Origin of the sequence: Solibacillus sp. R5-41 (assembly GCF_002736105.1) — a bacterium.
In the GTDB taxonomy this organism is placed as follows: domain Bacteria; phylum Bacillota; class Bacilli; order Bacillales_A; family Planococcaceae; genus Solibacillus.
On record NZ_CP024123.1, the window covers coordinates 2596360 to 2612151 of the forward strand.

Here is a 15792-nt window from a genome sequence, read left to right on the forward strand (position 1 = left end):
AGAACTCATATATAACAACCTAAAGAATTAATTAAAGTATGATATATTTATTAAGCAAAAAAATCACATCTTTTTATCATTATCTTATTATCAATTACTTTTTCAAAATAACCAAACTTGATTCGTACAATCCTTACGTTATTTGAATTACGATTTAGATTTAGATCTCGACATGATTCCTCTTTTAGTAATATCATAATTCTCTGGTAAGCAATTTATGCCTGGATGATTTTCGCAACGTGAAAAAAGCTCTTTTAAATCTCGTTGAAAATCACTACGTGGACGCTTTGGTTCTGCAATTCCCCATTTATCCATGCACTCTAGAATCAAAGATTGAGCCTCCGGGTATATCCTTGCAGTTTCAAGAAGACAGCCGACAGCCACTGAGCGGGTAGGTTCCTCGTATCTTTTCTTCAGTTTACCAACACAGCTTGTAGTCATATGCCAAAGCCATACGTGGTAAGTTAGATTACTATCAGGGATAGGTGTATCAAAGAATCCCCTGCGAATGCATGCCCATAAAGCTAGTATACTATTATTAGTGAGAGTAGAAGATTCGTGGTTATCAACATTGATGACAAGTGAACTTATATGATTGGATAAATTAATGCCTCTTTCAGCCAATCTCCTCCATATACTGCAAATGAACTCTTTTGTCGGTATATCCTTTCTATAATAATCCGATAACATCAGCTCTACTACTTCTGGTGGCAACGAAACGTTTAAGGAAATTAATTCATCCAACATCGCAGCTGCCCGGTACTGGACATATCGTTCAGAATCTAATGTGTCTCGTTCCTCTTTGTCAATATACAATAATCGTGCGATTGGCGTAACGTATGGATGCAGATCAGCATCCATACTCAGACTTTCATAAGCCGCTTCTAATAAATCAGCAATTAATTCCGGGTTATTCATTTGAGTGTAAACACCCTTATCATGCTTGTCATGACATAAGCTCTCGATATAGCTAACTATCCAATTTGCAGCTTTCGAAGTTTCACCAGATGACAGTATAAAATCCGCAAGGCTAGTCTTCATACTTTGGCGTTGAATAGAGTCCCCAGAAACAAATTGCTGCAGCTTATCCAAAATAATATCATCTTTTAACATATCGAATACAGATCCCCCTTTACTGACCAGTAAAATTAGATTTTTCAGATACTAAGATTATCGCTAGTAACTCCATTTCTACACATTTTACCATATTTTAGTAATTATTAATAGAACAACTAAATAGTAATACATATTGGAACAGTCCTGCCAAACACCCCCATGAGGGATAGCACATCACCCAATGTTTAATTAAGACACTCCCCTGCTGAAACGTCAGTTCTTTTTCGCCAACAATCTGAAAAGATCCCATTTTTCTTTCAAATTTTGGTTGATGAGGTTTTTGATGTTTTTTACATTAAATGTATGTATATTTAGCCGAAGACTAGTTTGACAAACAGAGACAGTAATCAATTGTTCGACATTCACTCTGAAGATTACAAAGTCTTGGTTACATAGTTACGTTGCAAGAACCTGAAGCTTCTTAATCTAGTCAACTATAATAATTGATCAATGAATTAGGCGTTTTCTTTTTAAAAAAATTGAATGAGCTACGTCTATTTTAGTTTTGCCTTTTTCCCTTAATTACAGAAGTTTATTTTCATGTTAGTTTAGATACATTGCTTCACAAACCTAATTAGATTTAAATATGAATATCCAAATATTTCTTGTTAAGTGCTATTCCATAAAATGACCCGATTGTTGAACAAAAGTTAAACAACGCTCTTCAACTAATCTGCTCCGTTAGTTTAATAACATTATTTCCATATTCTTTGTACATTCTGAAGTGTTGTACCCGAAAAAACTAACTTGTAGATATCAGGTTTAGTGGTACTTTTCCAAAATTCATATTCGTACTTTGAGTTAAAGTAATTCATAATTATTGTCATTATATTTCCATGAGTACCTATAATTATAGTCTTCCCTTCATATTGATTTAAAAGACTTTCGATAACTGGTATAGACCGATTTTGTACCTCTCTAACTGATTCACCTCCTGATAAAAAATAATCGTAATCTTCGTAGGATTTTTTAATTGCTTGCTGAATCTCTTCATCAGGTAATTTATAAGCCCCTTTTAACTGTCTTTCCCTTAATTCTTCAATAACTTTTATTTCTATATTTTTCTGATTAGCAATACCTTCAATCGTTTGAATAGCTCTCGTATAAGAACTCGAAACTATAACATCAATTTCCACGTGGCTCATTAAATCTGTAATTTTTTTTGAATCTATTACACCCTCTTTAGATAATTCTCTTGTTCGTTCTTCCCCGAAAATAAATGGTGATTTTGCGTGTCTAATCATATAAACTGTGGTATCCATTTCCCCTTAAACTCCCTTCATATTTATTGAACTAAACTGCCTCGTTAGTTCAATAAAGAAAAAGGCTATGTTATAAGAAAAGGTTGATTTTTAACGTTAGGAATCCGCTGTATATGCAAGATTTTTTCAAAATATGTTCCAGTGCAATTTCTTTTGAACAGCATTGAAAGCTTTGTTGTATCTTTGCTCAAACGATAGTGCATAAAAAGGTGTATATGAATAATATACAGAAAAATACTTAATACATTGGTATGACAACGTTTTAAGTGTTTTATTTCGTCCCAAAAATTTGGGGAACGTTATTTTGAATGTGATTGTATAACTTAATTGTTCTTTATTCATTATGCCGATTGGTTCACTAATCTTTTAGAAGTTACAAGTAATAAAATTGCAATCAAATAAACTACGGACATCAATAACGAGAAAACTCCATATTTTACACCAAATAGATAGTTTAATCCAAATAGTGGAGTTGTAAAAATAATATAAAACGGATAATGAATTGACGCTATTACATCCAAAATAGCATATTCCAAAGTTATATGTTCAAATTTTGTTATAACATACACTACCAAACCAGATAAAAAACCAAAGGTTAAAAAGATATTTAAACTTTTATTAAATCCATTTTTAAGGGTTCCTTTTTTTACAAATGCCAACAAAGTAACTATAAATAAAATAGATACAAGTAAATTCAAAATGGTCACATTAGAGTCAGGATGTTTTATTGACGGAATTAAATTTATTGCAAAAGCAACTATATAAGAACAGATTAGAAAAATTAAGGTTTTTTTAGTCATTGTTTCACCTCGCTCATATTAATTTATATACCAATATTATACAATACACTGATTCTTATTGTTTTGATTTAGTTACCAAAGCGATGTTTGAAGACGTATTCCTTATAGTGTTATAAATTCGCATAAATCCCTATTTAGAGGGTATTTCGGTCTGTTAGGACAATATTTACAATGAGGGTCACTACATTTTGATTCAGTCCAACTAATACATTTAGGGCAAAAATATGTATCAAATTTATCATAATAAATTAAGTTAGATTTACATTGCGAACAAAAGTTGTTTTGTTGGATTTGACCATAAAATTCGAAACCATCAATAATTACCTTTCCGTTTACTTCTAATATTTCCATAATAAGCACCTCTTTTCTTCTTACGATGATATCAAATTTACATATTAAGTAACAATATTCCCAAACGGTCGTTTAGGACCATTTGAAATCCTTGCTGCACTAAAGCCCCCGTTAGTTGAATAAGATTATTTTCGAATACTGTCCCTACAAGTCAGTTAAACCCAACGTCTTGTTGATTAAAACGTTTTCTTAATCTTACATCTACACACCAGATTACTGATGAATAAACAGTTGCTGGAATTAAAAAGTACCAATCAAATCTATTAAAGTCAGTGAAAATAAACCTATATTCAGTAATTAAAATAAATAATACAACGAAACTGATAGCAAAGAATAAATGGGTTACTAATGAGGCATACATTCTTTTCTTGCCCTTAAATCTCTTATTTATTTGATCGGATAACATTGTTACAGGAATTCCAAAGAATAAAACAACTGGGGCAGCAAAAATAAGTACAAATAACATTAAAGCTGGTACCTCGGTTATGTCACTCCGTTCTACAATCATAAAACAAAAACCAATAATAGGAGTGGAAATTATTATAGTCCAAATAAATGACAACATTTTCTTTTTAAACATTTTAGCACCTCCATGTTTCATTTAATAATTCCTTTGTTAATCAACTAAACTGCTACGTTAGTGGAAGAAGAAATTGCACCTATAGCATCGTTTTGGCAAATATTGATTATATGCAGTCAAAAGCAAACACCCCACTCATCACTGGAATGGGGTGTATTGTTACCTAACTTACGTTTGGGAACGTTATTTGGTCTAGTTATGTATACATTATAAATACTCGTTTTACAAAAGCACTCAAAGGAATTTTAAAAAAATTCAATTGTTTCAAGGAAGTAACTCTACCTTTACCTTCAGTTTTATATCACTAGGATGCTCTTCCTCTTCTACAAGGTAAGAGATGACATAAGCACCTTCAGAGAATCCGTCAAATACCTTCTCATAACTTTCATTATTTTTTAAAACACCATTTGTTATAAGTATTTCTTTATCTACATTTCGAATTTCGAAAAAAAAGTTTTCAGTACCGACATTTAATAAAGATATTATAAATGGCACATCACCAGGATAAGAAAAATAAGATTTGCTTTCACCAATTCGAGACGCAACCTCTTCATCAATCATAAGGAGATTATAACCTCCCATAGGGTATTGATAATTTTCCATATACGTAATGACATCTAAGATAACAGGTTCCTCATTTACAACTTCTGACACTTCTTTTGACGCTACTTTTGAAGATGGCTCTTCTGATGAAACTTTTGTGTTATCAGAAGAGCCATCAGTACAGCCTGATAAAGCAAATGTTCCTAGTAAAATGCTTATGTAAAAATACTTTTTCAAAATTTTCACCCCATTAAAATTATTAAAATATCCACTTTAATAATACCATATATGGATTTTACTGGTTTTTTAGTATTTTAAGTTCCTAAACCGACATTTGGGGACATAGTGGACATAAGCAACTAAAAGCAAGCACCCCATTCAATTGAATGGGGTTGTTGGTTCCCTAACTTTGATTTGGGAAAGTTTATTAAGTTTGTTTTGTATACTTTATAAATCCTTGTTGTACTAAATCTTTCGCAGTTTAAAACAGGTTAGCTTATCAATTTCAAGACTTAATGAAACAACATCACCTTCTTTAAGTAAAAATGCATCTCCATTTTGAGCAACTAAATCCTTAAATTGGTACACAATTGGCTTGCAGTTTATGTTTTTAGTTGTTTTTTAAGTGCGGTGCCTTATTATTTTTGAATATCTACAATAATATCCTCAAGCTCTAATATTTCCTTTATAGAATTGCTATTATCCTTAAAATATTTAACGCCATTTTCATCAATTTCGTCAGCCTCCATCAATCGGAAGAATGGGGTGAATATTAAAGTTTCAGCATCTGGATGCAGTTTTTCAAAGGTATAGACAAATTCCTTATCTCCATGGTCGTGTCCTATACCACCGGTTAACGCTGGTGTATACGTATTACCTAAATTATCCTTTACTTTTAAACCGGAAGAAATAATATCCCATTTTTCTTTTAAATTCTCGTTTTTTATTGTTTCTCTGTAATTGACGATAAAGGAAATCGGTGTGTATATGATTTCATTCAATTTAATACCTAAATCATCTTTTTTTGATGCAGGAGCTTCCACGATTTGGACTTTAGGCTCAGTCGCCTTAGCATTTATTTCAAAATCCCAACTCCCCTGGATCATTTCCTTTTTATCCTGACTGGAAATACTACTAATGTGAAACTCAAAATTCGCCTCCTGTAAATGATTAGATAAATTCAAGATCGCTGTTGTTAAGCCGGCGTATTGATTTGGCCCGACTTTTTCAATCATATGTTTCGTATGAAAAAGTGCGTGTTCGCGGCCATCCACCTTAAAAGTAGTCTCAATTTCCGGGGACTCACCTAAATCCCTGTCCGTTTCAATATAATAGCCAACTAAAAACTTTTTACTATCGAATAAGCTTTCATTTACCGTAATCGTTATCCCATTGCTTTCTACTACAAGATGTTGTTGATCCGCGAATTCCTCATAGCCTGATATTATTTTATCCTGGGTCGAGAAAAGCTTGATAATACTGTTCAAAACTGGAATTTCCTGAGCGAATGTTGTGTAGGATAGACCTATAATTGATGCAGTGCCGATACCCAACGACAAGCAGACAGCTGCAGCTCCCTTCATCCACTTTCTCGGTGTTGTTTTGGATGTCTGAATTCTCAGGTCCCTTTTAAACTGTGCTTTTTCAAGTTCTGTTACCTCTGCTTCTTCAAATTCAGTTATATCGATTTCAATATCATTGAAGTGTTTAAACAGATTTTTCAATGTGCATACCCCCTAAATCTTTTTTTAGTTTTTTCCTGCCATGGTAAAGCCGGTTATCAATAGCCGATTTTGTCATCTGTAATTGATGGGCAATTTCTTCTGTATCAAAATCTAGCAGGTACCTCATTATAAAAATTTTCTGATCGACAGGCTTTAATGTTGAGATGATTGCCTGAATGTTCTCCTGTTCTTCCAGATAGGTGCTTTCATATTTCAAGGAGTCAGACGGCGTAAGCTCTATATCCAAAGTGGGGCTTTCTTTTTTCTTTATTTCCATGCGGTAATAATCGATTGCTTTATATTTGGCTATCACGCATACCCATTTTTGAAAGTCAGCTGCATCTCCGTTGAACTTTTTCGCGTTTTTCCAGATAGATAATAAAATATCGTTACAACACTCCTTTATGATGTCATTAATGTCAAGAGGACCTAAAATTTTTAATACAACACCTTTTATTAATGGAAGATAGTGATCGATTACGTAATCAAGAGCGTTTTCTTTGCCGCCTTGAAGATATTTTATAAAATTATGTTCATTAATCTTCATTTCTTTCTCCTTTATATAGTATTGATACTGCAAAAGCCTTTACATTATATATAACGTTGAATGGCATCTATTTTTCGCAAAAAAACCAAAAAATGTTAAAATCTTGAAACATATATCGACTTTATCTCAAATTGCTTAACTTATTATTATAAGTGCGTCATCTGCGGCAACAATACGACGCCTGAGACTACAGGCTCAGGCCGTGACCGCGGAGAAGCTTCCCAGATAGGAAATAAATTTTTATTCATTTCAAAAAATGCCATTTTCTTCCCCGAAGAAAATGGCATTACTCTCTATATTTTATTTAAGGTAAATATTAATTTCATTTGTCATACCCACTAATACTTCCGTTTCTTTTAATACTTCCAGTATCGTAATCGTAATTCCCATCTTAATATAATATGTTTTTCTACTGGTATTTTTAAGTTATTGTAGCAAATCTCCATACGGATATATAAGATTCCCATCTGTACACGTAACTTATAATTTTGAACCAATGACAATGCGATATTTAATTGTTGCAGAGCCTTTTCCTCTAAATTTTCTTTCACCAACATTAAGCTATAATTCATCCGCAAATTAATCATTTGTAAACGTTTTTCGTATGAGAACGTATATTATTATTTTTTAAAATCCAATTCCAAATGAGAAAAATAATAAATGTGCTAATAAAAAACAAAGAAAAATCGAAAAACATATTTTTCATTCCTAAATTATAGACATCAAATATAGATACCATTTGTTCACCTTTATATTGAATCCACTTAAATTGGAAACCAAAAATCAACGCAATTATAAAGCTAATAGTAATCATTTTCTTTTTGGTCATTACTGCACCTCAGTTTCATTTCATTATCATAATAATTCCCTATCAATTTGAAATTTCCTTTTAAAGTGCTAACAAAGCGTTTTTTGGTAAACTTCAGATTGTTATTCAACAATATGGCCCGATTGTTGAACACAAGTTAAACAACACTATTCAACTAAACTGCCCCGTTAGTTCAATAAGAAAAAGCTACCCTAAAGGCAGCCTTGTTCTGCTAAAGCCCCCGTTACTTTAAGTATTTTCTTTCACAATCCATTTCAAAAACAATTTTTTCAATATAACCACTCCAATATTATACAAAGGTCCCGTAAAGTTATTATCGGAAATTTAATGAATGCTTTTCCAGAATAAAATAGGCATCATACTAATCAATTTGTTGTTTTTCTGCGTAATACCATTTTAAATAATACATTATTCCAGACTTATCGACCCAGCTAAAATCTATTAGATCCTTCTCTAGTGAATGGTGTAGCTCATCTACTGGAATCCACTTTATATCCATAGTACCGTCGCCTTCTTTAACTAAATTACCAGAGGCTTGACATCGAAAATAAGTGCCTAATGAATCTACTGGACCATTTGTCGTTTGATAAACAGCAAAAGGCTTCATAGCTTCAACATTTGAGTCCACATCATTAGTTTCAATTCTAGTTTCTTCCCCAAAAATCTTTGTTATATGAAGTCCTGTTTCTTCGTGCACTTCTCTTTTAAGTCCTTCCATAAATGACTCGAATTCCTCTAACCTTCCTCCAGGTAGCTCATAAGGTGTTTTATTCTCATTAGATTTAACCCTTTTTTGTATAACGATTTCAGTTCCATTTGGTCCATTTCTTTCAATTATTGCTCTAACATTTACATAGATCATACAAGTTCTCCCTCACTTTTCCTCTTCAACTAGATGGCCCGATTGTTGAATACAAGTTAAAACCTCTCTTGAACTAAACTGCTGCGTTAGTTCAATAAGAACTTGTTCTGCTAAAGCCCCCGTTAATTAAATATGATTACTGAAATAAACCGAATATCCAAACTATCAAATACATTGGAACTGCAATAATTATCGCCCCTGCAAGTAAATAGCTAATCTACCTTATAATAAATTTTAAAATATCTTATATAGCACCTGCTAAGTCGTCAACAAATCTCAACACTAAAAATCCCCTCCCGCAACATATAGCTTGGTGATTCTATTTTAATAGTATTTTCCTCTAGGGAAACAATATATATAGTCAATTCAGCGTTGTTTAGTTACATAACTTTCATTTGGGATCGTTTTTTGATGATAGAATGTAATTATTATGAAAATGTAAATATTAGTACAATAAGGTTATTTCACTTCAGCATAGTTCCCTTTTCCCTTTTCCCAATTAGCTCTTACACGATAAACGTACATACCTTTTTCTTTAGGAACTACAATTGAGCCATTTTTCACTTCAACTTTTTGTACATTTTCTTCATCTACTCATTGCTCTAACTCCATTGTTCCAGCAATAGGTTTTATCTTAAATTCAATTTTTATTTTTTCATTCGATGATACAACTGTTGGTTTATGTGTACTTGCCATATCAAACAGGCTTGTATAAGCCATATCTTTACACTGAGCTAAAAATAGCCCCTTCCAACAATACGAACCTTGTGTAGTAGGAATATCAACATCTCCTATTGTTACGTTTGGTGTAGGTGGTTCTAAACGAAACGGTTCAAAAATAAATATACCTATCATAATCAGTCCAATAATAATTAATAGAGAAATCTTTTTAATTGTACTCCCCCCTTTATTTACAATAGGCGTTAATATTGAATGAAAGTAACAATTCTTTTTCAACTAACCTGCCCCGTTAGTTTAAGTACATTTCTTCACAATCTTTACATTTACATTAACATAAATATCCAATAAAAAAAATCATCTAACCTCTAAGAAATCTACAGAGGAAAGATGATTTTATTCAAACTTTATTACAAATAATCGTTCTTTATTATAAATAATCAATCTTTATTACAAAGCTACATTTTATATTCCCTACTTCTAACTATGCCTAATTGCAAGTGACCTTTTAAGCACGATAGTTACGTGCATTAGGTCAAACTACTGGCACACCAGTAACAAAAATTGAAATTGATGGAGCAGTCTATACTTTCGACAGCAGCTTAAAGGCGTGGAAATCTAATGCTTTCACATCAGTAACATCTTCTTCAAACGTTACTTCAACAGTAGTAGCGTTAATAAAGTTTATCATTCCAACAGGTTTCCACAAAAAAGCCCGAATCCCTTTAGTATCAAGGGTTCGGACTTTTATTAAAAGAAGTATTAGTATGGTTAAAGATTTAATTAAAGATTCGTTGGGCCATAATCAACGGAAAACAACGGAAATCTATTTAGAGTCCATTATCAAGCGAGAGCGAAATGCGGTTCATCAATGGAACCCCGACCTTATGGGAGGTTATATTTAATAGTAGAAACTCATCTCATTCTCGAAACTTTGCAGCAGATAGCGCCGACTAGATTTCCTAAAAAATACTCGGCTTCATACAATAGACCGAACTGTTTATTTTAAAAGCGTTTCGATTTTTTACTTAGTAGGATACTTCTTGTAATACAACTTAATTAGATTGAATCATTCACTCCGTAAATGCCACCAATTCTTCAAAAACAACTTGGTTCATTCCGAGATAACGACCCTCTATAAGACGGTGCGAGACGAGCAGATAAGAGATTATACTTATACGATCCCTCAATACTAAAGGACTATGCATAAAAAAAAGGATCTAATCAAGTTTTATGGAATACTTGATTAGATCCTTTTTTTATAACCATCATCCCTTTACGTCCAACGATCGTACTCTTCCTTTTGACCCTCTTCATAAAAACGTGTATACAATTGGGTTGTTTTCGGATCGTCGTGCCCTAAAAGTAGCTGAATAATATCAAAGCGCATTCCCCTCTTTACCAAATGAGTTGCAAAGGTATGGCGGAGCATGTGGGGGGTAACTCGAAACCCCAATTGGCTAGAATAATATCGGAACCGCTCGTTTATTCTTGTTTGGTGAAGCAGCCGGTTAAATCTGCTATTCACAAACACATACGGCAAATCATCTGTTCTACTTTCAAGATAGGCGGATAAATATCCTCCGCATTCTCGGCTAAATGGAACAATTCGTTCTTTTTTTCTTTTACCTTCTGGAATGAAGATACTCTTTTCATCCCAATTGATATCTTCCTTTTTCATCGCGATTAACTCGCTAATTCTTACACCCGTCGCATAAAGTACCTCAAGTAAGGCCCTTTCCATTACATTTCCTTTAACAAGTTCCCTGCAAAGCATCAATTGCCCCTTGTTTAAATAAGTCGGTTTTTTATCTTCCCGTTTCGGATAGGGAATGTCTTTTGCAGGATTTTTAGTAACATAGCCCTCTTCCATACAAAATTTAAAAAAAGTCTTTAATCCGATTAATCGATCTTTTATCGTACTCGGTTTATACCCTGCTTCCGACAAATGAAGTAGCCAATTTCGGATATCCTTCTTTGATACACGAGAAGGCTCCATTTTTAAATAATCAAAAAGTTGGGTAACACTAAAAATATACCCCTTCATTGTTTGGGAACTCAGGCGTAGTCTATATTCGAGTTGGAATCGTTCGATGCATGCCTCTGTTTTGATTTCGCTCATCCTCCTATCCCATGTATTTACGGTACATGGTTAGTATTTCCTGTTTCGGTAAATTGGCGTAAATTTGGGTAACCTTTATATCCTTATGCCCCAATTCATCTGCGATAAACGATAGGTTGGCTCCCTTAGATAATAAATCAGTTGCAAAAGTGTGGCGAAACCGGTGTGGATAAAGAGGGCGTGATATCTTGGCGGATTCCCCTAGCCTCCTGACAATCTTTTGAATAGCTGATATTCCAAGCCGTGCTCCCCATTTCGAAACAAATAGGCCCGGTTGATTATCTTTCCTTGTTGCGAGATACCTTTCTAAAATCATCGAACATTTCCCTGTAAAATGAACGGTGCGGATCTTTTTTCCCTTCCCTGTGACGATAGCGGTTCGATTTTCAAAATCAATGTGCGCTTTATCGAGTCGGTGAACTTCTCCAACCCTACAGCCAGTAGCAAGAAGAAATTCAACGATTGCCCGGTTTCGAATCTCCCCGCTTTCACTCTCAAGGAGAATTTTTGCTACTTCTCCTTTTTCCAAGAATTTTGGAATGGATTTAGGAATACGGGGAAACCAACGCATCTTGATGGGCGACTTCTCCATATATTCTTCATTTACACAAAAGTAGTAGAAGGAATTTAGCATACTTAAATAGTTACACACCGTTCCTTCTTTCCATTCCTTTTGGTGCTGAATAAGCCATGTCAGGATACAATCTGAAGTCAACGAATCAAAATCTCCTTTTCTTTCATAGAAAAAATTGCCTAGAAAAGCACAGTATTTTCTAATCGTACCTTCGCTAAAATGGGAAACTTTCATGCTTAATAAAAATTCATTAATTACTTCATGATTCCTTGCGTTCACTAATGTTTTCGTTAATACCCAGTATTTCTCCCCTCCTTTTTCCCATTCTGACTTATAGATGACAGGCGATCTTTCCATATACCCTTTCCAAACACAAAAGCGGTAGAAAGAGCGGATAAAGCCAACATACGTGCCACTCGTCTCTTTTCTAATGCCTTTCAATGTTTCTTCAATCCAAAGGTAGATCTCTTCTGTCGTAATAGAAGAAAATCGTTCCTTCCTTCTTCGAAAAAAAAGTTGCAACATAATGCGGGTATCTTCAATCGTTTTTTTTGAATAGCCTTCATCTTTTAAATACAAAAGATATTCATTTAGCACTTCCCAATTCTCATGATTAACGATTGGTTGTTGTATTTCCCAATATTTTTCTGCAACACCTACCCAGCGGGTCTTTTTAATAGGCATGTTTTCAATATAATCCTTTTCCTCACAAAAGCTAAAAAAGGAGCGGATCACGGAGTAATATCCTGAAATATAGTTAATGGACCATTTGTCCCGATATTTATCAATCCATTGTTCAATATCATTTGCTGTTATTGAAGGATAGGGTTTCTTACAAGCAATAAAAAAACGCTGTAACATGGAACGATGTGTTTTAATCCTTTTTTCAGTTCTACCGGAATCCTTCATACCTTCCAGATACTCGTTCACGACAGTTTGATTTATCTCGTTCGGTAAAGATTTCTTTAATACCCAGTATGCTTTTTCCGGTGCTCGCTTTTTTTTCTCCATAACAGGGGACTTTTTTACATACTTCATCAGCACACAAAATTTGTAAAAAGCCCGAAGGATTGCAACAAATTCTTGTAAGGTTCGTTCCTTCAAATCCCCTTGTAGCTTTTCTAACCATTTCTGAATGTCATCCTGTGTAATTTCCGTAAACTCTCCTTTCCTATCCTTAAAAAAGAACTGCAACCTAGTTCTATGTAGATATATGGTAGTTTTCTTTTTGTTTTCTTTTCTCAAGCTTGAAAGAAATTCATTCACTACTATATAATTATTTTGATTAAAGAACTCTCCCCTTATTTCCACATTTCCACCCTTTCTATAAATTAGTTGTACATGATTAACCTTAAGATTCTGTTTATAAGAATTTCCTCTTAATATCCGCTTATTTTAAATTTGATATTGATCATACTGTTTTTTCCTAGTATGATTCATCAATCTTGTATAAATTCTGGTGCTATTAATATTCGCATGACCTAACAGATCTTGGATATAGGTAAACTTCATTCCTTTTTCCGCCAAATGCGCTGCAAACGTATGACGCATCGTATGTGGTCTCACTTTAAATCCCAGTTCTTCAGAAAAGAACCGGAATTGTTGTTCAACAAACACACGGCTTAATGGGCCGCCTCGGCAATTCGAAAAAAGATAATCACTTTCTTTTTCTCTCTGTTCCAGATACGTTTTCAGGCGTACTGCACAGTCATATGAAAAGAGTACAAAGCGTTCCTTATTCCCTTTGCCTTTTCGTATCCAGATTTGCCGCGTATCCCACTTCACATCCTCCAACTTAATTTGCAATAGTTCACTAATTCGAACACCAGTCGCATATAACGTCTCCACAATCGCTCGATCTCGAGGTTTCTGCCGGGTTAATTCTTGCAGCAATGCAATTTCTTTTTTACTTAAATAATAAGGAAGTGAATCATCAATTTTTGGTGTACTGACAGTTAGCGTCGGATTTTTTTTTATTTTACTTTCTTCCATACAATAGTTATAAAATGATTTCAATGCAGCCAACTTTAAATGAATTGAACGTGGTTTTAATCCTATTTCCTCCAAATGGGCTAACCAAGATCGTATGTCAGTTGCTCTTACATCTTCATAGTTCTTCTCGTAAAATACAAAAAACTGAGTAAGAGCAATTCGGTAGCCTCGAATTGTTTCAGGACTAAATCTAGCATGATGGTCATTAAAGAAAGCTTGTTGCGCTTCTATATTCATAGATATCTACCCCATTATATTTTGATAAGCTAACATAATATCTTCCGTAGGTATGCGTGCATAAACACGAGTAGTATTCAAGTTGGTATGCCCCATTTCATCTGCAATAAATTCCAGTTCTGCTCCTCTGGCTAACATATTCGTCGCAAAGGTATGCCGGCAACAATGCGGATGTAACGATTGCTCAAGACCCGCTAATTTCCCAAGTTTCGTGGTGATTTTATAGATACCATTTTGTTGAAGCGGCTGACCATATATATTCATAAATAACGGTTCTTTCACATCACCGGATCTCGTCCATAAGTAATCTTTTATAATGAGCGCACATTCCTCTGAAAAATGAACCTGTCGAAATTTTTTCCCTTTCCCTTGAACTACAACAGTTCGTCGTTCTAAGTCCACATCTTGAATTAATAATTGAGCAACTTCGGACCTTCGGCAGCCAGAAGAGAATAGAAATAGGACAAGTGCCCGGTCTCTGAGAGGCAACCGTTCCGCAGCCATTTTCACTCGTGCATACTCTTGTTCTGTAAGAAATTTTGGCAAAGGCTGAGGTACTTTCGGTCCCCACCGCTTTTTCATCAACATTTTCTCTAAGTAATCTTCCTCAAGACAAAACTTAAAAAAAGAAGACAAAATAGAAAGTACAATAATCACTGTTGTTTCCTTTTTCCCTACCGAGAATTTATTCACCCATTTCAATACATCTTCGGAGGTTAGCAAGTCCAACGCAACTAAACACTCGCTACAAAAACGCTCTAAGAGCGAACGGTATTTTGAAATCGTTGCTTCCGCTTTATTCGCTAATTTTAAACTTAGTAAGTATTCATTTAATATCTTTCTCGTTTGTATGGGAATTGCTTCATGGGTACTAATCCAATATTTTTTTTCATGATTCGTCACAAGTTACCACCATCCCTATTATTTCCTACAATTCTAAAATGTGTTAACATCATTGTTAACTGTTATTTCCATTTTTAAACATAATTTTGGGGTTATATGTAAAAGTATTTCACTTGATGATTTACCTACAAACTTAATATTCGAAATCTCAAAGCTATACGTATTTTAAAATTTTTCCACAAAAAAAGAGGACGACTTATAGTCTAACGGAAACCCTCATCAAGTAATTTTCCATGATAAAAAGTATCTGATGTTGACTTGGAATAAAGATTGTTTAAATTACAACTATAAAAGATGATTCTTATAAAAAATCATAGCCCCATTTTGAACAAAAATCGTTCAAAATGGGGCTATTTTCCATATTCGTATAGGGCATTTTGTAATAAAGATTGATAATTTCGGAAACCGAATCTTCAACTTAAGCCCCCGTTAGTTTAAGTGAACAATTTCACAATCTGACATTTAATAAAACAAGAGTTGTAAAGTCAACTCTTGTTTATCTTGTTAACTTAAATTTTCATAGCAGGTTTTAATGCTTCCCATTCTTCTCTTAAAATGCCCATACGAATTGAATCATAATAATTGCCTTCATAAAAGCGTACAAAGATTGCGTTTTTTACTCATGCTTCTTTTTACTTTTAAAAATAAACTTAACATATTCATAAATCGAAA

Annotated in this window: 13 protein-coding genes; all 13 read right to left on the minus strand. The window is 33.8% G+C overall.

Annotated elements, in window-relative coordinates; genetic code table 11:
- Positions 1–147: 147 nt before the first annotated feature.
- Positions 148–1113 (minus strand): hypothetical protein, encoded by a 966-nt coding sequence (locus CSE16_RS12770; protein ID WP_099424249.1) that lies wholly within the window; start codon positions 1111–1113, stop codon positions 148–150.
- A 698-nt stretch (positions 1114–1811) separates the two neighbouring features.
- On the minus strand, positions 1812–2378 hold the full coding sequence (locus CSE16_RS12775; RefSeq protein WP_099424250.1) for a histidine phosphatase family protein: 567 nt from the start codon (positions 2376–2378) through the stop codon (positions 1812–1814).
- A gap of 341 nt (positions 2379–2719) precedes the next feature.
- Positions 2720–3178 (minus strand): hypothetical protein, encoded by a 459-nt coding sequence (locus CSE16_RS12780; RefSeq protein WP_099424251.1) that lies wholly within the window; start codon positions 3176–3178, stop codon positions 2720–2722.
- A gap of 502 nt (positions 3179–3680) precedes the next feature.
- A complete protein-coding gene (locus tag CSE16_RS12790; protein WP_099424253.1) occupies positions 3681–4109 on the minus strand; it encodes a hypothetical protein in 429 nt (142 codons plus the stop codon).
- A 264-nt stretch (positions 4110–4373) separates the two neighbouring features.
- On the minus strand, positions 4374–4889 hold the full coding sequence (locus tag CSE16_RS12795) for a hypothetical protein (protein ID WP_099424254.1): 516 nt from the start codon (positions 4887–4889) through the stop codon (positions 4374–4376).
- A 401-nt stretch (positions 4890–5290) separates the two neighbouring features.
- Positions 5291–6376 carry a DUF4179 domain-containing protein gene (locus CSE16_RS12800; RefSeq protein ID WP_099424255.1) on the minus strand — a complete coding sequence of 362 codons (1086 nt, stop codon included), beginning with the start codon at positions 6374–6376 and terminating at the stop codon, positions 5291–5293.
- Positions 6360–6923 (minus strand): sigma-70 family RNA polymerase sigma factor, encoded by a 564-nt coding sequence (locus CSE16_RS12805; RefSeq protein ID WP_099424256.1) that lies wholly within the window; start codon positions 6921–6923, stop codon positions 6360–6362. The genes CSE16_RS12800 and CSE16_RS12805 overlap by 17 nt, the downstream gene beginning before the upstream one ends.
- Positions 6924–8113: 1190 nt before the next feature.
- Positions 8114–8614 (minus strand): NUDIX hydrolase, encoded by a 501-nt coding sequence (locus CSE16_RS12815; RefSeq protein ID WP_099424258.1) that lies wholly within the window; start codon positions 8612–8614, stop codon positions 8114–8116.
- Between the two features lie 594 nt (positions 8615–9208).
- Positions 9209–9571, minus strand: a complete 363-nt coding sequence (locus CSE16_RS12820) for a hypothetical protein (RefSeq protein ID WP_099424259.1) — start codon at positions 9569–9571, stop codon at positions 9209–9211.
- Positions 9572–10568: 997 nt separating this feature from the next.
- Positions 10569–11414: a tyrosine-type recombinase/integrase gene (locus CSE16_RS12825; RefSeq protein ID WP_099424260.1), complete on the minus strand. Its 846-nt coding sequence runs from the start codon at positions 11412–11414 to the stop codon at positions 10569–10571.
- A 4-nt stretch (positions 11415–11418) separates the two neighbouring features.
- A complete protein-coding gene (locus CSE16_RS12830; RefSeq protein ID WP_099424261.1) occupies positions 11419–13299 on the minus strand; it encodes a tyrosine-type recombinase/integrase in 1881 nt (626 codons plus the stop codon).
- Between the two features lie 84 nt (positions 13300–13383).
- Entirely contained in the window at positions 13384–14217 is an 834-nt protein-coding gene (gene xerA / locus CSE16_RS12835) for a site-specific tyrosine recombinase/integron integrase (RefSeq protein ID WP_099424262.1), read from the minus strand.
- A 6-nt stretch (positions 14218–14223) separates the two neighbouring features.
- Positions 14224–15120 carry a tyrosine-type recombinase/integrase gene (locus CSE16_RS12840; protein ID WP_099424263.1) on the minus strand — a complete coding sequence of 299 codons (897 nt, stop codon included), beginning with the start codon at positions 15118–15120 and terminating at the stop codon, positions 14224–14226.
- Between the last annotated feature and the right edge of the window lie 672 nt (positions 15121–15792).